16 protein-coding genes are annotated in these 20,942 nt (G+C 60.7%); 7 read left to right on the top strand and 9 right to left on the bottom strand.

Annotation, left to right across the window (positions count from 1 at the left end; genetic code table 11):
* Positions 1 to 12: 12 nt before the first annotated feature.
* Positions 13 to 849, top strand: a complete 837-nt coding sequence (locus tag AC3WRD_RS13940) for an isocitrate lyase/PEP mutase family protein (protein WP_102621440.1) — start codon at positions 13 to 15, stop codon at positions 847 to 849.
* A 12-nt stretch (positions 850 to 861) separates the two neighbouring features.
* Here AC3WRD_RS13940 and AC3WRD_RS13935 read toward each other — a convergent pair whose 3' ends face one another.
* Positions 862 to 1,476 (bottom strand): energy transducer TonB, encoded by a 615-nt coding sequence (locus AC3WRD_RS13935; protein WP_102621439.1) that lies wholly within the window; start codon positions 1,474 to 1,476, stop codon positions 862 to 864.
* Positions 1,477 to 1,569: 93 nt separating this feature from the next.
* On the opposite strand from AC3WRD_RS13935, the gene AC3WRD_RS13930 reads away from it, so the two are divergent.
* Positions 1,570 to 2,352: a class I SAM-dependent methyltransferase gene (locus AC3WRD_RS13930; protein WP_085712818.1), complete on the top strand. Its 783-nt coding sequence runs from the start codon at positions 1,570 to 1,572 to the stop codon at positions 2,350 to 2,352.
* Positions 2,353 to 2,397: 45 nt separating this feature from the next.
* Here the strand turns inward: AC3WRD_RS13930 and AC3WRD_RS13925 are convergent, their stop codons facing one another.
* The gene (locus AC3WRD_RS13925) at positions 2,398 to 3,033 is read right to left on the bottom strand and encodes a TetR/AcrR family transcriptional regulator (protein WP_102621438.1); all 636 of its coding nucleotides are present in this window, start codon (positions 3,031 to 3,033) and stop codon (positions 2,398 to 2,400) included.
* A 94-nt stretch (positions 3,034 to 3,127) separates the two neighbouring features.
* On the opposite strand from AC3WRD_RS13925, the gene AC3WRD_RS13920 reads away from it, so the two are divergent.
* The 3 genes from AC3WRD_RS13920 (at position 3,128) to AC3WRD_RS13910 (ending at position 9,182) form a co-directional block, all read left to right on the top strand.
* Entirely contained in the window at positions 3,128 to 4,228 is a 1,101-nt protein-coding gene (locus AC3WRD_RS13920) for an efflux RND transporter periplasmic adaptor subunit (RefSeq protein ID WP_102621437.1), read from the top strand.
* 6 nt (positions 4,229 to 4,234) lie between these two features.
* On the top strand, positions 4,235 to 7,303 hold the full coding sequence (locus AC3WRD_RS13915; RefSeq protein WP_102621436.1) for an efflux RND transporter permease subunit: 3,069 nt from the start codon (positions 4,235 to 4,237) through the stop codon (positions 7,301 to 7,303).
* A 487-nt stretch (positions 7,304 to 7,790) separates the two neighbouring features.
* The gene (locus tag AC3WRD_RS13910) at positions 7,791 to 9,182 is read left to right on the top strand and encodes a Fic family protein (protein WP_102621435.1); all 1,392 of its coding nucleotides are present in this window, start codon (positions 7,791 to 7,793) and stop codon (positions 9,180 to 9,182) included.
* On the opposite strand, the gene AC3WRD_RS13905 is transcribed toward AC3WRD_RS13910, so the two are convergent.
* Genes AC3WRD_RS13905 through plsB form a run of 3 tightly spaced genes read right to left on the bottom strand, consistent with a single transcriptional unit; the run spans position 9,179 to position 12,846 of the window.
* Complete coding sequence (locus AC3WRD_RS13905; RefSeq protein ID WP_096819643.1) at positions 9,179 to 9,868, bottom strand: DUF4197 domain-containing protein; 690 nt, start codon at positions 9,866 to 9,868, stop codon at positions 9,179 to 9,181. The genes AC3WRD_RS13910 and AC3WRD_RS13905 overlap by 4 nt on opposite strands.
* A gap of 23 nt (positions 9,869 to 9,891) precedes the next feature.
* Complete coding sequence (locus AC3WRD_RS13900; protein ID WP_096819642.1) at positions 9,892 to 10,290, bottom strand: YbaY family lipoprotein; 399 nt, start codon at positions 10,288 to 10,290, stop codon at positions 9,892 to 9,894.
* Positions 10,291 to 10,341: 51 nt separating this feature from the next.
* Complete coding sequence (plsB, locus tag AC3WRD_RS13895; RefSeq protein ID WP_102621434.1) at positions 10,342 to 12,846, bottom strand: glycerol-3-phosphate 1-O-acyltransferase PlsB; 2,505 nt, start codon at positions 12,844 to 12,846, stop codon at positions 10,342 to 10,344.
* 237 nt (positions 12,847 to 13,083) lie between these two features.
* On the opposite strand from plsB, the gene AC3WRD_RS13890 reads away from it, so the two are divergent.
* The gene (locus AC3WRD_RS13890) at positions 13,084 to 13,293 is read left to right on the top strand and encodes a cold shock domain-containing protein (protein ID WP_007954750.1); all 210 of its coding nucleotides are present in this window, start codon (positions 13,084 to 13,086) and stop codon (positions 13,291 to 13,293) included.
* Positions 13,294 to 13,590: 297 nt separating this feature from the next.
* The gene (locus AC3WRD_RS13885; RefSeq protein ID WP_146013084.1) at positions 13,591 to 15,399 is read left to right on the top strand and encodes a hypothetical protein; all 1,809 of its coding nucleotides are present in this window, start codon (positions 13,591 to 13,593) and stop codon (positions 15,397 to 15,399) included.
* Between the two features lie 52 nt (positions 15,400 to 15,451).
* On the opposite strand, the gene AC3WRD_RS13880 is transcribed toward AC3WRD_RS13885, so the two are convergent.
* The 4 genes from AC3WRD_RS13880 to AC3WRD_RS13865 form a co-directional block, all read right to left on the bottom strand.
* Positions 15,452 to 15,829: a hypothetical protein gene (locus AC3WRD_RS13880; RefSeq protein ID WP_102621432.1), complete on the bottom strand. Its 378-nt coding sequence runs from the start codon at positions 15,827 to 15,829 to the stop codon at positions 15,452 to 15,454.
* A 75-nt stretch (positions 15,830 to 15,904) separates the two neighbouring features.
* Complete coding sequence (locus AC3WRD_RS13875) at positions 15,905 to 16,714, bottom strand: putative RNA methyltransferase (protein ID WP_102621431.1); 810 nt, start codon at positions 16,712 to 16,714, stop codon at positions 15,905 to 15,907.
* Positions 16,714 to 17,865 (bottom strand): succinyl-diaminopimelate desuccinylase, encoded by a 1,152-nt coding sequence (gene dapE, locus AC3WRD_RS13870; protein WP_096819639.1) that lies wholly within the window; start codon positions 17,863 to 17,865, stop codon positions 16,714 to 16,716. The genes AC3WRD_RS13875 and dapE overlap by 1 nt, the downstream gene beginning before the upstream one ends.
* A gap of 218 nt (positions 17,866 to 18,083) precedes the next feature.
* Complete coding sequence (locus AC3WRD_RS13865; RefSeq protein ID WP_102621430.1) at positions 18,084 to 20,675, bottom strand: glycosyltransferase; 2,592 nt, start codon at positions 20,673 to 20,675, stop codon at positions 18,084 to 18,086.
* Between the last annotated feature and the right edge of the window lie 267 nt (positions 20,676 to 20,942).

Below are 20,942 nucleotides of genomic sequence, written 5' to 3'. Positions count from 1 at the left end.
AGGAGCCTGCCGATGGACGCCCAAGCCCGCAAAGAACAAGCCCGTAAAGCCGAAGCCTTCAAAGCCCTGCATGAACGTCCCGGGATTTTCGTGATTCCCAATCCGTGGGACGCAGGTTCGGCGAAGATGCTGGCCAGTCTGGGCTACCAGGCGTTGGCGACCACCAGTGCCGGTTATGCGTTTTCCCAGGGCAAACCCGATGGCGCTTTGGGGCTCGAACAGACTCTGGACAATGTTCGGGCAATTGCCGCAGCCACGGATCTGCCGGTGGCGGTGGACCTGGAAAACGGTTTCGCTGACGCTCCAGCCGAGTCCGCGCAAAGCCTGTTGCGCGCAGCCGAAGCGGGTGCAGTGGGTGGCTCGATCGAGGATGCCACTGGCCGTCCGGATGCTCCGATCTACTGCTTCGAACACGCGGTGGCGCGGATAGAAGCCGCCGTCGCAGCGGTGCGCACGCTGCCGTTTCCCTTCACCCTGACGGCTCGCGCGGAAAACTACCTGCATGGCAATCCGGACATCAACGACACCATTCGCCGTTTGCAGGCCTTTGCCGAGGTTGGCGCCGATGTGCTCTACGCTCCGGGTCTGAGGACGGCTGAAGAGGTCCTGGCGGTGGTGCGCGCAGTCGCGCCGAAACCGGTCAACGTATTGATGTCCGGTGGCCTGAAACTGACCGTGCAGCAGCTGGAAGAAATGGGTGTGAAGCGGATCAGCACCGGCTCGGCGCTGGCACTGGCGGCGTTTGGCGAGTTTTTCCGGGCTGCCGAGGAAATCCAGCAATCGGGCACGTTCGGTTTCACTTCGCGTTCGATGCCGTACGCCAAGGCCAATCAATTCTTCAAGGGTTGAGGCGGAGCAGGATCAGGCGGCGATGCGCAGGTTCTGCTGAACGATCGGGCGTACCCAGCCGTTATCGAAGTCCAGGGCTTTCTGCTGTTCGACGATTTCTTCCGGCGGGAACGGCGGGTAAGGCTGCAGCAGATCCAGGTCGAACTCGGCAATCGGCAGGTACAACGGCTTTTTCTGCGGGGCAGGGCCCGGTTCCGGAATCGGCTGGCCGTTGTTGATCACGACCGGACGAACCCAGCTGCTGTCGAAATCCTGCTGCTTTTGCTGAGTCTTGATGGCTTCAGGCGGGAACGGAGGGTACGGCTCGGCCAGTGTCATGTCGATTTCGGCAATCGGCAGGAACAGCGGCTCAGGCGGGCGAACCGGGGTTTCCACCACGTTGCATTCGCGCTGGTCGATGATGTGGGCGTGCAGTTCACTGCCGACGGTTGGTTCTTCAGGGCTATCGAGATCAACCGGTGGGAATGTGCCGCAGGCGGGCACCACATCACTCGACTGCTCGGCCATCGCCTGGGCAAAGAAATCCTGCCACAGGTGACTGACGCCGCTCAGTGCTTGAGTGTTTTGACGGCTGAAATCGCCATGGGGCGAGATGTAGCCAATCGATGTGGGAAGAATGCCTGACATTTTTTTCGGTTGACGCTCAGCTCTGGCAAAATGCGCGTTGATTGGGTTATCGGCGGTTTTTGCCGATCCTTAACTTTTTTGAGCGTGTTTTCCATGATTGAGCAACCCGCGGCCTGCCGCATCCATGTCGAAGCCCTCGGCCCGACGTTCGAAGCGCAGGCCGAGCAGTGGGCGCAGCGCCTGAATCTGCCATTGCAGGTGGCCGACGGCGAGTTCGCCTTGCAGGTCGGCGAGCAGGGTTTGCAACTGCAACAACTGGGGCCGGATGCGCCGGGGCCGGTGAGGGTCGACTTCGTCGAGGGTGGCGCGGCCCATCGTCGGTTGTACGGCGGCGGCAGCGGTCAGATGATCGCCAAGGCGGTCGGCATCGCCCAGGGTGTGCGTCCGCGGGTGCTGGATGCCACGGCGGGGCTCGGGAAAGATGCGTTCGTGCTGGCGAGCCTGGGCTGCGAGATGAGCCTGATCGAGCGCCAGCCGCTGATCGGCGCCTTGCTGGAGGATGGCCTGGCCCGCGCGGCGGAAGATTTCGACGTGGCGCCGATCGTGGCGCGGATGACGCTGCTCAAGGGCAACTCCATCGACGTGATGCGTAACTGGGAGGGCGAGCCACCGCAGGTGATCTACCTCGACCCGATGTTCCCGCACCGTGAGAAAACCGCATTGGTGAAGAAGGAAATGCGCCTGTTCCGTCCGCTGGTGGGCGATGATCCGGATGCGCCGGCCCTGCTGGAAGCGGCGTTGGCGCTGGCCACGCACCGGGTAGTGGTCAAGCGCCCGCGCAAGGCGCCGTGCATCGAAGGGCCGAAGCCGAGTCATGCGCTGGACGGCAAGTCCAGTCGCTATGACATTTACCCGAAGAAAGCGCTCAAGGCCTGAGTCGCCGCATAAGAAAATCCCACGCATGGCGTGGGATTTTTGTTTTCAGGGGCGATAGGCCCGCATGAACAGCTCGACCACTTCCTGCACATGGCTTTCCGCTGCCTCGCCCGTCAGTGGTTCACCGCAGCCGTACAGCAGCCGGAAATTCCCCGCGCCCTTGATCAGGCAGAAGAAGTGCTCGGCGGCGTTGTGCGGGTTGTCGATGCTCAGCACGCCGGTTTCATGAATCCGCCGCAGCAAGCGCTCCATGCCTTGCACCATGCGCTGGGGACCGGCCTCGAAGAAGATCAGCGACAGCTTCGGATCCTGACTGCCCAACGCCATGATCAGGCGATGCAGGTTCACCGACTCGTTGCTGTTGATCAGGTGATGAAAGCCTCTGGCAATGTTCAGCAACACATTTTCCACCGCGATGCCATCCGGCAATTCGAAGAACAGCGGCGGCAATTGCTCCTCGCATTTGGCGACGACGGCGGCAGAAAACAGCGTTTCCTTGTCATTGAAATGGCTGTAGACCGTCAGCTTCGACACGCCAGCCTCGGCGGCCACCGCGTCCATGCTGGTGTTGGCATAGCCGTGACTCAGGAACAGGATTTTCGCCGCTTCGAGAATCGCCTGGCGCTTGGCCGGATCCTTCGGGCGGCCGGGGCCGTTTGGAGCTGAAAGATTGTTCGACATTCTTCGCTTTTAATACTGGACTGGTGAGTTTGCTATTAATAACATACCGGTCAGTATAATTATTCCAAGCCTCCTTAGCGAAAGGTCCTTCACCATGTTCCGCCATGCGTTGTCCTTTGCGGTGCCAGTCACTCTGGCGTTCTTATTGTCGGCATGTGGCAAGGAAGAGGTGACGCAAGTCAGCGTGCGACCGGCCATGGTGGTGCAGCCAGAGCCTTCGGCGCAGGCGATGGAAAGTTATCCGGGCGAGGTTCGTGCCCGGTATGAACCGGATCTGGCGTTCCGTATCGGTGGCAAAGTCAGCCGACGACTGGTCGAGGAAGGCCAGCGCGTGAAAGCCGATCAGCCGCTGGCTGAACTCGATCCGCAGGACGTGCGCCTGCAACTGGAAGCCACCCGCGCCCAGGTCACTGCCGCCGAAGCCAATCTGAATCTGGTGCGCGCCGAGCGTGACCGCTACAAGACTCTGATGGAACGGCAGATGGTCAGCCGCTCGGCCTACGACAATGCCGAAAACCTCTACCGCTCCGGCGAAGCCCGCCTCAAACAGATCAAAGCCGAATTCAACGTCTCGACCAATCAGGCCAGTTACGCCGTGCTGCGTGCGCCACAGGATGGCGTGGTCGCCAAACGCTCGGTAGAAGTCGGACAAGTGGTCGCCGCCGGGCAGACCGTTTTCACCCTCGCCACCGATGGTGAGCGTGAAGTACTGATCAGCCTGCCGGAACAGAGCTTCGGTCGCTTCAAGGTCGGCCAGCCAGTGTCGGTGGAGCTGTGGACTCAACAGAACCAGCGCTTCGCCGGGCAGATCCGCGAGCTGTCACCGGCCGCCGATCCGAAATCCCGTACCTTCGCCGCGCGCATTTCATTCACCGCCGGCAAAGTCCCGGCAGAACTCGGCCAGAGCGCCCGGGTATTCGTGCAGACCGCCGACGTAATCCCGCTGTCGGTGCCGCTCTCGGCCCTGACCGCCGAAAACGGCGCGACCTATGTCTGGGTCGTCAGCGCCAACAACACCTTGAAAAAGACGCCCGTGTGCATCGGCCCTTTCGGGGAGAAAACCGTGCCGGTGCTCGAAGGCCTCAACGCCAGCGACTGGGTAGTGGCCGCCGGCGTGCATGTGCTGCTGGAAGGGCAGCAGGTGCGTCCCGTGGATCGCTCCAACCGTGTGGTCAATCTGGCGGACAAGGAGTAAGGCCCGATGCGCTTCAACCTTTCCGAATGGGCGCTGCGTAATCGCCAGATCGTACTGTTCCTGATGCTTCTGCTGGCCATCGTCGGCGCCTTGTCCTACACCAAGCTGGGGCAGAGTGAAGACCCGCCGTTCACCTTCAAGGCCATGGTCATCCAGACCCGCTGGCCGGGCGCCACGGCGCAGGAAGTCTCGCGTCAGGTCACCGAGCGCATCGAAAAGAAACTGATGGAAACCGGCGAGTACGAACGCATTGTCTCGTTCTCCCGTCCCGGCGAATCCCAGGTCACGTTCATTGCCCGCGACTCGATGCATTCGGTGGAGATCCCGGACCTCTGGTATCAGGTGCGCAAGAAGGTCAGCGACATCCGCCAGACCCTCCCGCCGGGGATTCAGGGCCCCTTTTTCAACGATGAATTCGGCACCACGTTCGGCAATATCTATGCGCTGACCGGCGACGGTTTCGACTACGCCGTGCTCAAGGATTACGCCGACCGCATCCAGATCCAGCTGCAGCGGGTCAAGGATGTGGGCAAGGTCGATCTGCTCGGGCTGCAGGACGAGAAGATCTGGGTCGAGCTGTCCAACGTCAAACTCGCCACGCTCGGCCTGCCGCTGGCAGCCGTTCAGCAGGCGCTTGAAGAGCAGAACGCAGTGTCCACCGCCGGGTTCTTCGAGACCGGCAGCGAGCGGTTGCAGCTTCGGGTTTCGGGGAATTTTCAGACAGTCGATGAGATCAGAAACTTCCCGATCCGCGTCGGTGATCGTACGTTCCGTATCTCCGATGTCGCCGATGTGCGGCGCGGTTTCAACGATCCGCCGGCACCGCGCATGCGCTTCATGGGCGAAGACGCGATCGGGCTTGCGGTGGCGATGAAGGACGGTGGCGACATTCTGGTGCTGGGCAAGGCCCTGGAAGTCGAATTCTCCCGCATCCAGAAAAACCTGCCGGCCGGCATGCAGTTGCGCAAGGTGTCCGATCAGCCGGCGGCGGTGAAAAGTGGCGTCGGTGAGTTCGTCCAAGTGTTGGTTGAAGCGCTGGCCATCGTGTTGCTGGTGAGTTTCTTCTCCCTCGGCGTGCGCACCGGCATGGTGGTGGCGCTGACCATTCCGCTGGTGCTGGCGATGACGTTCGCCTGCATGTATTACCTCGGTATCGGCCTGCACAAGATTTCCCTCGGCGCGCTGGTGCTGGCGCTGGGCTTGCTGGTGGACGACGCGATCATTGCCGTGGAAATGATGGCAATCAAAATGGAGCAGGGCTTCGACCGGATCAAGGCGGCCAGTTACGCCTGGACCAGCACCGCCTTCCCGATGCTCACCGGTACGCTGATCACCGCCGCAGGCTTCCTGCCGATTGCCACCGCGCAGTCCGGCACCGGTGAATACACCCGCTCGATCTTCCAGGTCGTCACCATCGCGTTGCTCGCTTCGTGGGTGGCGGCGGTGATGTTTGTACCGTACCTCGGGGAAAAACTCCTGCCGGATCTGGCGAAAATTCACGCCGCCAAACACGGTTCGGGGGACGGACATCCGGACCCTTATGCCACACCGTTTTACCAGCGGGTACGACGGCTGGTGGAATGGTGCGTGCGTCGGCGCAAAACGGTGATCGTGCTGACGGTGGGGCTGTTCGTCGCCTCGGTGATGCTGTTCAAGTTCGTCCCGCAGCAGTTCTTCCCGGCCTCCAACCGGCTGGAGCTGATGGTCGATCTGAAACTGGCCGAAGGCGCTTCGCTGGCCAACACCACCGCCGAGGTCAAGCGACTGGAAGCGATGCTCAAGGATCACGCCGGCATCGACAATTACGTGGCCTACGTCGGCACCGGATCGCCGCGTTTCTACCTGCCGCTGGATCAACAACTGCCGGCGGCGAGCTTCGCCCAGTTCGTCGTGCTGGCGAAAACCATCGAGGAGCGTGAAGCGCTGCGTACGTGGCTGATCGATACCTTGAACGAGCAATTCCCGGCCCTGCGCTCGCGGGTCACGCGGCTGGAAAACGGCCCACCGGTCGGTTATCCGGTGCAGTTCCGTGTCACCGGCGAGCACATCGAAGAAGTCCGGGCCCTGGCGCGGAAAGTCGCGGCCAAGGTTCGCGAGAATCCGCATGTGGTGAACGTGCATCTGGACTGGGAAGAGCCGAGCAAGGTCGTGTACCTGAACATCGATCAGGATCGCGCCCGGGCACTGGGTGTGAGCACGGCGAATCTGGCGAAATTCCTCCAGAGTTCGTTGACCGGTTCCAGCGTCAGCCAGTACCGCGAAGACAACGAATTGATTGAAATCCTCCTGCGCGGCACCGTGCACGAGCGCACCGAACTGTCGCTGCTGCCGAGTCTGGCAGTACCGACCGACAACGGCCGCAGCGTTGCGCTGTCGCAGATTGCCACGCTGGAATATGGCTTCGAGGAAGGCATCATCTGGCACCGCAACCGGCTGCCGACCGTGACCGTGCGTGCGGACATTTACGGCAAGGAGCAGCCGGCGTCGCTGGTCAAACAGATCATGCCGACCCTCGATCCGATTCGCGCTGAATTGCCTGACGGTTATCTGCTGGATGTCGGCGGTACCGTCGAGGATTCCGAGCGCGGGCAGAAGTCGGTGAATGCCGGTGTGCCGATGTTCATTGTCGTGGTGCTGACGTTGCTGATGGTGCAGCTGCGCAGTTTCTCGCGCACGGCGATGGTGTTTCTGACGGCGCCGCTGGGGTTGATCGGGGTGACGCTGTTTCTGTTGGTGTTCCGTCAGCCGTTCGGGTTTGTGGCGATGCTCGGGACGATTGCGTTGTCGGGGATGATCATGCGCAACTCGGTGATTCTGGTGGATCAGATCGAGCAGGATATCGCGGCGGGGCTCAGGCCTTGGCAGGCGATTATCGAGGCGACGGTGCGGCGGTTTCGGCCGATTGTGTTGACGGCTTTGGCGGCGGTGCTGGCGATGATTCCGTTGTCGCGCAGTGTGTTTTTCGGGCCGATGGCGGTGGCGATCATGGGGGGGTTGATTGTGGCGACGGCTCTGACGCTTTTGTTTTTGCCGGCGTTGTATGCGGCTTGGTTCCGGGTGCGTAAGGAGGTTTGATTTTGTTTGAGCGTGGCGGCCTTTGGGCCGGCCATGCTCTGGGTGTTCTTTGTGAATATCCGTTTCTTCGGGTGCTGCCGCTGGCGGTTCCGCTCTTACAGCGGCTCACTTTTTCAAACGCCAAAAAGTAAGCAAAAGGCTGGGCCCCGGCGTTCGGCACCTCGCTTTGGCTCGGTGTTCCTTCGTTCCGGGATTCATCCGGGGGCATCGCCTCCGGTTTGCTTCGCTGCACCTCCTCTCGATGTATTCGACTTCGTCGAACGGCGCTTCGCGCCTACCCCCGGATAAATCCCTCCACTCAGCCTGCCGATGGGGCCGGCACGTCAAAAGCGGTACTTGAGCTAACGCTCATCGTGTTGAGTGGGGCGGCTGCGCCGCATGCTGTGGGGGCTCCTACAGCTTTTTCAGAATTCTCTGATATTGAGGACGTCCGGTCTTGGGTGTTGTACTCGATCCTCTGTTTTTATGAGTGATCGAGAGGTTTTTTGTGAAGAAGCCGCCGGTATTGAAAGGACGGTCTGATCCGGTGTTCTATTTGTTGGCGCGGGCGCCTCACAAGCAGCATCTGGTGGATTATCTGGCGCTGCTCAAGCCTCTTGATGATCGGGGGCGTTATTTGCCTTTTGAGGATTTGCGCTATCGCTGGGCGCCGGGGCTGGATGCTCGTTTGTGTTGGGCGTTGGTGAAGAGGGCGAGGGCTGCGCAGTACGTCAATCTCCTGCCATTGAGCGAGCCACCGCAGTGGGGCAAGTATTTGCTGACGCCATCGGCACGGAAAACCCTTTCGGCCGTCGATCTGCAGACGACTTCCGCTTCGCTGGAATGCATGACCGGGCAGATTGGCGAACGGTCGCATTTCAGTTATTTGCTCAATGATCTGATCGAAGACGAAGTGATCGCCAGCAGCCAGTTGGAAGGTGCGGCCACGACCACGCGAGTTGCCAAGGACATGCTCAAGTATCAACGGCAGCCGCGCACGCCGGATGAGCGCATGGTCATGGGCAATTACAGGATGATGAATTTCGCCTGGGAAAACCGTTACCAGCCCTTGAGCGTCGACTTGATCGCGGCAATGCATCGGGTGGGCGTCGAGGGGATCGATGACGCGCAATACAGTCCCGGTTTTTTCAGGACGAACGATGAAGTGGTGGTACAGGATGGCGAGGGCAACACGGTGCATGCACCGCCGCCGGCTGTCGGGCTGGTGATGCGTTTGCAGAGGCTCGTACGCTGGATCAATCAGCCACTCGGTTCACCTCAAGAAAGGGACTACCTGCATCCGTTGATCAAGGCGATCACGCTGCATTTTTCTCTGGGCTACGAACATCCGTTTCGCGATGGCAACGGACGGGTCGCGAGGGCGCTGTTCTACTGGTTCATGTTCAAGCACGAGTTTTCGGCATTTCGCTACATTGCGATCAGTCCTTTGCTGCGCAACGCACCGGTGAAGTACGGGCGGTCGTATTTGCACAGCGAGGCCGACGAACTGGATCTGACGTATTTCATCGAGTTCCAGTGTTCGGTGATTCAGCGTGCAGTCAGTCGCTTCACGGATGTCTACCGCAAAAGTCTGGCGTACACGGAGGACTTTGAGCGCTGGCTGATGGCGTCGGGTTTTTTCGAGCGGCTGACGCAAAGGCAGCGGGCGCTGTATCAGGTGGCCAAGAGTGGAGTGGCGAAGGAGTTTACGGCGAGCAACGTGGGGGAGCACTTGGGCTGTTCTTGCAGCACGGCGATGTCAGCCCTGAATGGGCTGGTCGAGTTGCAGGTCTTCGAGAAAAGGAAAATGGGCAGCGAGTGGGTGTTCTTTTTACGCAGTCCAGCCAGAGAGTTAAAGGACGGGAGCGAGTTGTCTCGCTCCCGTGCAGCGTCGGCCTAGAGGCTGCCAAACACCTTCTTCGCCAGACTCGTCGCCGCAGCGGCCGGGTTCTTGCGAATGGTTTCTTCCTGTTTGCCGATCATTTCGAACAGGCCGTTCAGTGCCTGTTCGGTGACGTAGTTTTCGACATTGGCGCTTTTTGCATCCACTACGCCCAACGTTGCAGCCTGGCCGGCGAAGGCGTTGTATTTCTGCGCCACGCCGACTTTGTCGGTCGCCTGTTTGACGATCGGCAGGAACTTGGCGCGGATCTGTTCGCGGCTGGATTTGTCCAGGTACTGCGTCGCGGAGTCGTTGCCACCGCTGAGGATGCCTTTGGCGTCGGCTACGCTCATTTTCTTCACGGCATCGACCAGGATCGGCTGGGCCTGGGTCACGGCGGTTTCCGCGGCCTTGTTCATGGCGGTTTCCAGCTCATCGACCTGGGCGCCCATGCCGAACGCTTTCATCTTGCCGGCAACTTTGCCGAGTTTGCCCGGCAGCTCGATTTTCACGTCCGGGTTATTGCTGAAGCCGCCCGGCGTGCCGAGTTGTTTGACGGCCAGTTGCGCACCTTGGGTCAGGGCGTCCTTGAGGCCGCCGGTGGCGTCGCCTTGCGACAGGTCGCTCAGTGACAGGGCCATAGCGTTGGCGGAGATCATCAGGCCCGCGCACAGGCCGGCGAAGCGAAGGGTTGGACGGAGCATGAAAGCTTCCTTGTTCAAAAGAATTAGCGGGCGGCGTCGACGCGGATCTTCAGCGGCTGCGGATCCTTGCCATCAAGCTGCACGGCATGGTTTTCGGTGGTGATGAACATCAGCTCGCCGTTGACTTCGATGCGTGCGCTGACCGAATAGCGGTGGCCGGGTTTGACCTGGGCCGGATCGTAGCTCAAGTGAAATGGCAGTGGCACCTGGCCTTTGACCGGGCCTTTCTGTTCGTCGAGCACTACCGCCGGAGCATCGGCCAGCGAGACGTCCTGCAGGCTTACGCTCAAGGTTGCGCTCGGTGGCAGGGCGATGCGTTGCAGGTAGAACACTTCACCGTCGAGGCTGGCTTTGCCGGCTGGCGAGGTCGATTGGCAGGCGCTGAGCAGTGTGGCGGCGGCCAGCAGGGATAGTTTTTTCATCGGATATCTCCATATCGACGGCGCCAGAAGAAGCCTGGCGCCTGTAGGAATCTAGTCGCTCTGCGCAGGGGCGGCGGGCTGATCGGCTGCATCTTCACTGCGATGCAACGCCACCTGACGAATCGACAAACGAATCTCCGCCGGCAATACCCGTTTGGCTGCGCCTTCGGCCAGTTCGCCGAGCAGTTCGTGATAGCTCAATTTGCCTGCTTCGTCGCGACGCAACACGTCGAGGTCGAGCATGGTCTGGATGAAGTGGCGGAACAGGCTCTTGTCGAAGAACTCCGGTGCGTTCAGGCCATGCAGGATCGACAGGCGTTGGGCCATGACCGTGCACAGGTCTTCCAGCTCTTCGGCGCTGATGGTGTTCTGGCCTGCGTTGAGCAGCAACGACACGGTCATGTAGAAGCGTTGCAGGGTCTGGGCGATGCTCTTCGACAGCAGGGTCAGCAGCACGAAATGCCGCGAACTCGGTGCCGGGCGCAGGTACACGTCTTTTTCGAAGCGCAGCAGGCCTTGTTCGACGAACGCTTCCAGCCACTGATCGATCACTGCGTCCAGTTCGTCCAGGGTCCAGCGGATGAACAGCTCCGATTGCAGGTACGGATACAGCGCGCGGGTGTAGCGCAGGATCTGTTCGCGGCTCATGCGCGATGCACTCTGGAAGAAGCTCGCCAGCAGCGCCGGCAGGGCGAAGATGTGCAGCACGTTGTTGCGGTAGTAAGTCATCAGGACGGCGTTCTGCTCGTCCAGATACAGAATCTTGCCCAGCGCATCATTCTGCTCGGACAGCAGGTCCATGTCTTTCACGTGTTCGATCAGCGCCCGGCCATCGCCCTCCGGCAACGTGGTATGCGGCGAGTACGGGACTTTGCGCAGCAGCGCCAGGTACAGATCCAGCACCCGCGCCATGGCCCGATCGTCGAGCGCCAGCCGAGTGGTCGACAGCAGCGCCAGCGCCACCAGATTCACCGGGTTGATCGCCGCCGCTTCGTTCAGATGCTGCGCGACTTTCTCGCCGAGGCGATTGGTGGTTTCGTTGAGCCACGCGGGTTTGTACTGCGGGCCGAGTTCCTGCTGACGCCAGCCCGGTTGTTCGCTGTCGAGGAATTCCGCGAGCTTGATCGGTTCGCCGAAGTTCACCGCCACCTGGCCGAAGCGCTGCTTGAGCGCGCCGATGACTTTGAAGATGTCGAAAATCGACTCTTTCTTCTTGCTCGCACCGCGCAGTTCGCCGAGGTAGGTACGACCTTCAAGTACGCGCTCGTAACCGATGTACACCGGCACGAACACGATCGGCATCCGCGACGAACGCAGGAAGCTGCGCATGGTGATCGCCAGCATCCCGGTTTTCGGTTGCAGCATGCGCCCGGTACGCGAGCGGCCGCCCTCGACGAAGTATTCGACCGGGAAGCCTTTGGTGAACAGGGTGTGCAGGTACTCGTTGAACACCGAGGTGTACAGCGGGTTGCCCTTGAACGTGCGGCGCATGAAGAACGCACCGCCACGGCGCAGCAGGCTGCCGATCACCGGCATGTTGAGGTTGATCCCGGCGGCAATGTGCGGAGGGGTCAGGCCGTTGCGAAACAGCAAGTACGACAGCAGCAGATAGTCGATGTGGCTACGATGGCACGGCACGTAGATCACTTCGTGACCCTGGGCGACCTTCTGCACGCCTTCGATGTGGTTGACCTTGATCCCGTCGTAAATCTTGTTCCAGAACCAGCTCAGCACCACTTCCAGAAAACGGATCGCGGTGTAGGTGTAGTCCGAGGCGATCTCGTTGCCGTAGCGCAGGGCCTGGGCCTTGGCTTTTTCCGGGGAGATGTTTTCGCGTTCGGCTTCGTCGAGGATCGCTTGCTTGACCAGTGGCTGGTTGAGCAGGCCTTTGACGAGGTTGCGGCGGTGGGAAATGTCCGGGCCGATCACCGCAGCCTTGAGATTGCGAAAGTGCACCCGCAGGATTCGCTGGGCCATGCGCACGGTGCGCTCGTGGCCCTTGTTGTGTTCGATCAGCTCGCGCAGGTGGATCGGTGCGGAGAATTGCACGCGGGTCTTGCGGCCCAGAATCATGATGCTCAGCAGGCGACGCAGGCGCCCGGTGACCGCCCAGCTGTCGGCGAACAGCAATTTCCACGGGCTGTTCTCGCTGTCCGGCGACTGGCCCCAGAACACGCTGACCGGAATGATCTGCGCGTCTTCGGCGGCATTCTGGCTGAGGGCGCTGACCAGTCGGGTCAGGGTCGGCGGCGCACCGCGCTTGTCCTGGCGGCCGAGCCAGTCCGGGTCCGGCGTCAGGTAGAAGAACGCCGCCGGCTCCAGCAGATTTCCGACTGACACCGGCAGCACCGGGCGCGGCAAACCGGCCTTGGTGCATTCGGTGTCGACCACCGCCAGATCGGTCAGCGATGGGTTTTGCAGGACGTAGAACACCGGACGACTGCGGTCGAGGTTGAGGGTGAACGACGACTGGTTGATCGTCTCGGAGCGAACCCAGAGATACAACAGTCGGCGCAAGGTGCCAAACACAAGACGGCGGAACGGGGAACGGGTCATACGGCTTCTGCATGAGTGGATAAACCGAGCGTTTGCTCGGGCGGTCGACAGTTTGCCGGATTACTCGAAAATCGGCAAAAAAGCGGCGAAGTAATCTCCTGTTGAGAGTTTTGTCGCCTGTCATATACTCGGCGCTCTGTCGCCGGGGCCCTTTTATGGACGTCGGACGCAGGCTGACGTTCCGCAAAGGCTTTCCTGCGAAAAGCCTGTTCAATAATAAAAAAGGAGTATGAACAGATGGCAACACGTGAAACCGGCAACGTGAAGTGGTTCAACGACGCCAAGGGCTACGGCTTCATTCAGCGCGAAGACGGGGTGGACGTGTTCGTGCACTACCGCGCGATCCGCGGCGAAGGCCACCGTTCGCTGACCGAGGGTCAGCAGGTTGAATACGCGGTGGTGGAAGGGCAGAAGGGCTTGCAGGCCGAGGATGTTGTAGGCCTCTGATCTTCAAGACAGAAAGATCGTCCGTTCACTGCTCAAGCCTGCGGACGGTCTTTTTTCAATTGCCACAAGTGCTACTGGATGAATAAACACCTGTCAGTTATGACAGTAGACGGTTTCTTGCTCCAGCCCTAGCTTCTCTGATATCAGCCCCGGCCCGATTGAGCTCCGGGAATCGCTGTCATTGGAGAGGGTACGGTCATGTTGAAAACGATTGCATATGCCCTAATGCTGAGCCTTGTCGGTTGCACAGCGAACGCTCCCCCTGCAGACAAAAGTTCCAGCACATCTTCGGGGCGAATGAATACCTTGGCCGTACCGTCGGACAGTTTCCAAGGTGTGTCGGCTGCTCAGCCAGCACTGTTTCAAGTAGTCGAAGCACCGGCTGGCGAGCTGAACGCCGATACGCTCGGCGCTGAAGCCAACGTGCAAGTCAGCTATCCAAGCCTGGCGGTGAAAGACACCGTCGGCATTCGGCTGACAGGTGTGGCATTGCGTGACGCGCCCATTCAGGCGGTCTCCACGGTAGGTGTTCTGACGTTCAAGTTGTCCAAGGCATGGATCACCGAAAACAAGGGGCGCACAGTCACCCTGACGTACACCTACAAGGTTGGCGGTGTCGGCAGTCTGATCACTTCAGCGCCATTGAGCATCCGCGTGGTAGGCGCTCAGGGACAGAGCGTGTTCAAGGTGGTCGAAGCACCGGCCGGCGAGCTGAACGCCGATACGCTCGGCGCTGAAGCCAACGTGCAAGTCAGCTATCCGCGCCTGGCGGTGAAAGACACCGTCGGCATTCGACTGACAGGTGTGGCATTGCGTGACGCGCCCATTCAGGCGGTTTCCACTGTGGGCGTCCAAACCTTCAAGCTGCCCAAGGCATGGCTCGTTGAGAACAAGGGGCGCACGGTCAGCCTGACGTACACCTACAAGGTTGGCGGTGCCGGCAGTCTGATCACTTCAGCGCCATTGAGCATCCGCGTGGTGGGCGCTCAGGGACAGAGCGTGTTCAAGGTGGTCGAAGCACTGGCTGGCGAGCTGAACGCCGATACGCTCGGCGCTGAAGCCAACGTGCAAGTCAGCTATCCAAGCCTGGCGGTGAAAGACACCGTCGGCATTCGACTGACAGGTGTGGCATTGCGTGACGCGCCCATTCAGACGGTTTCCACTGTGGGCGTTCAGAGCTTCAAGCTGCCCAAGGCATGGCTCGTTGAGAACAAGGGGCGCACGGTCAGCCTGACGTACACCTATAAAGTTGCAGGCGTCGGGAACCTGATCACTTCATCGCCCTTACCGATCAAGGTGACAGGGGTTGCCGCTCCGGGCGACGGCCAACGTGTCGCCAATGAGTTGAACGCGCAATATTCAACAGTTAGCAATACCTGTCCAAATAGTCCGAACCAGGGCGCATGGTACTGCAGCGGTGTGTTGATCCGCACAGTCGATGATTCGACGTCATTTCGAGCCTGGAATCCTAGTCCGGGTGCCGTCAAATTAGGCGCGGTGTCATACAGTTACATGAAGACGGGTATTGGCATGAATCAACTGCAAGGCAGCCGAACCCAGGGTTTTGTGCTGGAGACGGGGCAGAACTTTACCGCCAATGGGGGCTATCCGCTTCGAGTCCTGTGTTCATATCCCTATGATGCGGGAACTCTGATTCGCGGCGCGGCCGGCTGCGGGGCCGCGAGCAATTTCCCGAGCAACAGTGGCCCATGTGCCGCTCAAGGTCTCACCACGCTGGCGGGCTGGCGTGCGCATTTTCAGCAATATCCAGCCAACAGCACTAATCGCTATCACCATCAATGCAGTTTTGGTGTGGATAAGGCGGGGTTCGAACTCAGTTTGCTTTCGCGAGAAAATCCAGCGGGTGAACTGGCCGCGTGGCGACAAAACGAGGTGATGATTCAGACTTGGCCGCAGAACACTTCGAATCTGCCAATCAAGGCGTTCATCTACTTCAATACGGCAAGCAGGGCGGTCGGTGTGGAAGGAGCGAAGAATATTCAGCGGGACTTTCTGAAAAGCACAGGCAGGCGTATCCCTGTCATTAAAGTCTCACCTAACGCAGCAACTATTTTCAGTTACTCCGCTGGCGATCAAGGGATCTAGGACAAAAATCAGGCGCCATGTCCGTCGCAGGATAGACATGGCGCCCGATTGTTCAGGCAGTTTTCCAGGTGATCTCTTCTTCACCATCGGTGCTGATCCGAATCCAGCGATCCGCCGTTTCCTCACCTTCTTCCTCGACCCACGTCCCCGGCGCGCAGCGCACTTCGACGTTCAGCGCGGCAAAGGCTGCGCGGGCGCAGGCGATGTCGTCGTCCCATGGGGTCGCATCGCTTTCCAGGTACAGGCTGTTCCACTTGCCCACGGCTTTTGGCAGCCAGGTCACCGGGATGTTGCCGGCCTTGCACTTGTAGGTCTGACCTTTCTGTACCCAGTCGCTGCACGGGCCAAGGGCGGCGCCCAGCCAGGCGGAAATGGCCTTGTGGTCGACGTCGGCGTCTTTCAGGTAAATCTCGATGTCCGGTTGGCGCATGGATATCCTCACTGCGGGTCTGAAAAATCCATTCGCGGATTTAGCCGGCCCCGGGTCGTTGCCCGGGACCAAAAGTTATTGAAGAACGAAATAATCGTAGCGCATCGACACAGTGGTCACGAACGGCTCGGGCTGTTCGATCACTGCGGCACGGCGTTCGGCACTGGCGCGCCAGCCGTGGGGTGTCATCGCCAGCAGGTTGGCGCGATCCTCTGGCTTGTCCAGCGTCAGCTTGAATTCGAGGGTTTCACTGTGCGCCAGCGCCATGCCTTCCGGCACCAGGGCCAGGTGCTTGTCGTCGGTGTACTCGCGCACTTCGTCGTACAGGCGCTCGCGCAGTTCCATCAGATGGCCGCTGGTCGGGCCGACTTTCATCAGGCCGCCGCCGACGCTGAGCAGACGCTTGGCTTCTTCCCAATCCAGTGGACTGAAGACGCTGGCCAGAAACTGGCAACTGCCGGAGGCCAAAGGCACCCGGGCCATGCTGGCGATCAACCAGGTCAGCGCCGGATTGCGTTTGCAGGCGCGTTTGACCGCTTCCTTCGAAATATCCAGCGCGTAACCGTCAGCATCCGGCAAGGCCTCGGCGATCTGCGCGGTGTAATAACCCTCGCCACAACCGATATCGACCCAGCGGGCCGGCGCATAACTCGTCGCCAGTTCCGCCAGACGCTTGGCTACCGGCGCATAGTGGCCGGCGTTCAGGAAGTCGCGGCGGGCCTCGACCATGGCCTGATTGTCGCCAGGGTCGCGGCTGTTCTTGTGCTGCACCGGCAGCAGGTTCAGGTAACCCTGGCGCGCACGGTCGAAGCGGTGGCCGGCGGGGCAGACCACGCCATTGTCCACCGGGTTCAGCGGTTCACTGCAGATCGGGCACGCGAGCATCAGGCGAGCAACTTGATCAGGGTCTGGTAGTAGATCTCGGTCAGCACGTCGAGGTCGGCCGCCAGCACGCGCTCGTTGACCTGGTGGATGGTCGCGTTGACCGGGCCCAGTTCAACAACCTGCGTGCCCATGGTCGCGATGAAACGGCCATCGGAGGTGCCGCCGCTGGTGGACGCCTTGGTCTCGCGACCGGTGATCTGCTTGATGCTCGACGACACCGCGTCGAGCAGCGCGCCCGGTTCGGTGAGGAACGGCAGACCGGACAGCGCCCAGTCGATGTGCCAGTCCAGGCCGTGCTTGTCGAGGATGTCGGCGACGCGCTTTTGCAGGCCTTCGACCGTCGATTCGGTGGAGAAACGGAAGTTGAACAACGCCACCAGATCGCCCGGAATCACGTTGGTCGCGCCGGTGCCGGAGTTGACGTTGGAAATCTGGAAACTGGTCGGCGGGAAGAAGTCGTTGCCGTGATCCCAATGCTCGGCGGCCAGTTCGGCCAGAGCCGGAGCCGCGAGGTGGATCGGGTTCTTCGCCAGGTGCGGATAGGCCACGTGGCCCTGCACGCCGCGTACGGTCAGTTTGGCGCCGAGGGAGCCGCGACGACCGTTCTTCACCACGTCGCCCACCAGGGTAGTGCTCGATGGCTCGCCGACGATGCACCAGTCCAGGCGCTCGTTACGGGCTGCCAGACGCTCGACCACAGCCTTGGTGCCGTGATGCGCCGGGCCTTCTTCGTCGCTGGTGATCAGAAACGCGACCTTGCCCTTGTGATCCGGGTAGTCGGCGACAAAGCGCTCGGCCGCCACGGTCATCGAAGCCAGGCTGCCTTTCATGTCCGCCGCGCCACGGCCGCAGAGCATGCCGTGCTCGTCGATCACCGCGTTGAACGGGTCAATCTGCCACGCGGTCACCGGGCCGGTCGGCACCACGTCGGTGTGACCGGCGAAGCACAGCACCGGGCCGTCATGTTTGCCGTGGATCGCCCAGAAGTTATCCACATCTTCGATGCGCATCGGTTCCAGGGTGAAACCGGCATCGCCCAGGCGCTGCATCATCTGCTTCTGGCAATCGGCGTCGACCGGCGTCACGGACGGACGGCGGATCAGGTCGATGGCGAGTTGGAGGGTCGGCGAAAGGTCGGCGTGGGCCGTCATGGAAAACTCCGGATGCTTGAAATTGGGCAAGGGCCAATGGGGAAGCCAGCCTGCTGGCGATGGCGGTGTGTCAGTCAACATAAAGGCTGATTGTTACATTGCCATCGCGAGTCAGCTCGCTCCCACAGGGTTGGATATCACGCCAAGCCCCGCAAAATGGCGGTTATCTTAAAGCAAAACGGCGACCATTGGCCGCCGTTTAGTGCATCGCAGAGGATTTAGACGGCCGGTGCCGGTTCAGGCGTCGGCGCCGGTTTCGGCAGCGACGACAGGAACGCCATGATCAGCGCCGCCACGTACGGCAGCGACTGCACCAGCAGCATGGTCACCCAGAAGCGCATGTCGTTGCTCGGCAGGCCCTGCACCAGGAAGATCCCCAGCGCCGCGCCCCACAACAGCAGCATGATGAACAGCTCTTCCCGGGCCTCGGAAATCGCCACCCAGAAGCCGTGGTTGTCAGCGTTTTTCGGCGTACGGAAGAACGGAATGCTGCTGGTGAAGAAGCCGTACAGCACCGCTTTGGCGATGGTGTGCGACAACGCCAGACCGGCCAGTGCCGCGCAGAACGCATCCTTCAGGTTCACGCCCACGGCGCGACGGTAGAGGAAGATGATCTTGCCGACCTTGAACACAAACAGCGCCAGTGGCGGGATTGCGAAAATCAGCAGCGGCGGATCGACCCGTTGCGGCACGATGATCATTGCTGCCGACCACAACAGCGCGCCGACAGTGAAGAAGATGTTCATGCCGTCCGCGACCCACGGCAGCCAGCCCGCGAGGAAGTGGTAACGCTGGCCACGGGTCAGCTCGGTGTCCTTGCCGCGCAACAGGCTGCCGGTGTGACGCTTGATGATCTGGATCGCACCGTAGGCCCAGCGGAAACGCTGCTTCTTGAAGTCGATGAAGGTGTCCGGCATCAGACCCTTGCCGTAACTGTCGTGGTAATACGCCGCCGACAGGCCGTTTTCGAATACGCGCAGACCGAGTTCGGCGTCTTCACAGATACACCAGTCGGCCCAGCCCAGTTCTTCGAGCACCGAGCGACGGGTCATGGTCATGGTGCCGTGCTGGATGATCGCGTCGCGGTCGTTGCGGGTCACCATGCCGATGTGGAAGAAGCCTTTGTATTCGGCGTAGCAGAGTTTCTTGAAGGTGGTTTCGTTCTGGTCGCGATAGTCCTGCGGCGACTGCACCACGGCGATTTTCGGGTCGGCGAAGTGCGGCACCATGTGCTTGAGCCAGTTCGGGTGCACGCAGTAGTCGGAGTCGATCACCGCGATCACTTCGGCGTCCTTGGCGGTGTGCGGGATCAGGTAGTTCAGCGCACCGCCCTTGAAACCGGCCAGGGGCGAGACGTGGAAGAACTTGAAGCGCGGGCCGAGGGTTTCGCAGTAGTCGCGCACCGGTTCCCAGACCGCCGGATCCTTGGTGTTGTTGTCGATGATCAGGACTTCGAAGTCCGGGTAATCGAGGTTGGCCAGGGCGTCGAGGGTCTGTTTGACCATCTCCGGCGGCTCGTTGTAGCAAGGCACGTGGATCGAGACTTTCGGGCGGTAGTCGGAATCGCCGACCACCGGCAGGAATTCACGGCGACGCTTGTGAATCCACACGGCCTCGGCCAGTTCGTGGGCCTCGGTCAGCAGCACGATGAACACCCCGAGCGCACCAAGCGCCAGCAGGAAACCCACCGTCAGGCTGAACCACGTGCTGTATTGCTGACTGTAGTCGTAACCGATCCACACCAACACCGAACCGCACAGGAACGCGATAAAGGTCAGGAAGGTCCGGCCGCGCTGGCGCAGGGCCGAGCCGTCGATCATCAGCAGGGTCAGCGACAACAGCGCCAGCACCACCGAACCGATGGCCAGCACGCGCCATTGCGGGATCGCCACCACCGGGCCTTCGAAGTTGAATTTCTGTTGGCGCGCGGCGTTGAACACGCCCCAGTAAGCGCCGACCGAACCTTCGTCGCTGGCCTTCCACGGCTGGTCAAACGCTTCGATCACGAAGTAGTTGAAGCCCTGGCGGTTGAGTTTGTTGACCAGCGTGCGCAGGTAGATCGCCTGATCTGCCGGCGACGCATCGGCGCCACCGCGCATGCGGCCGTTGCTCGGCCAGCCCACTTCGGACAGCAGCAGCGGTTTTTTCGGGAACATCTTTTTCAGGTCGCGGGCGCGGTCGAAAACGAACTGCCCGGCCTTGTCCACCGGAATGAATTCCCAGTAGGGCAGAACGTGCGCGGCGATCAGGTCGACATGCTTGGCCAGCTCCGGGTGCTCTTCCCAGACGTGCCACTGTTCGGAGGTGGTCACCGGCACTTTCACCGCTGCGCGTACGCGGTCGAGCAGCACGCTGAGTTGTTCGGCGGTGATTTCCTTGCGGAAGATCGCTTCGTTGCCGACCACCACGCGCACCACGCTGCGCGAGGTATTGGCCAGTTCGATGGCGCGGGTGATTTCGCGCTCGTTGCGTTCCTGGTCCGGGCTGATCCAGATCCCCAGGGTCACGCGCAGGCCGAACTCTTCAGCCAGTTTCGGGATGTCCTGCAGGGAACCATCGACCGAGTAGATACGGATGTTGTCCGTCAGCTTGCTCATGATCTCCAGGTCGCGGCGCATTTCATCGTCGGACGGATACTGATCCTTCTGCGGGAACTGTCCTTGCTGGAACGGTGAATAGGAGAAGCCGGAGATCTGCTCCGGCCAGTTCGGCGCGGAGACGGGGCGGTTGATCAGCGCCCAGAAACCGGTGAACAGGGCGGCGATTGCCAGAACCACCACCAGGTTGAGTCCAAATTTACGCGATGACATAGCTGTGTCGGGTTCCAAGGTCTGTGGAACGAAGGGTCGGCTGGTTGACGCCTGAGGGCGCGCATCCTACACCGGCAGTTCGCCGAGTCCTACAACAGACAGGGAAATGCCGGACATTGGGCAATCCAACCCGACTTAAGTTCTTTCGTTTCAGCATGTAAGGCAAATCTTTGTTACGTGCAGCTTTAATTAAAGCAGGCAGGCTCACCGTTCATAGCGCAAAGATGCTCTTGGCCGCCGACGGCCCTATAATGCGCGCCGGTTTTT

This window comes from Pseudomonas sp. FW215-R2 (assembly GCF_058789255.1).
The sequence above is the reverse complement of the archived record's forward strand: the minus strand, read 5'-3'. Positions and strand labels throughout refer to the sequence as shown.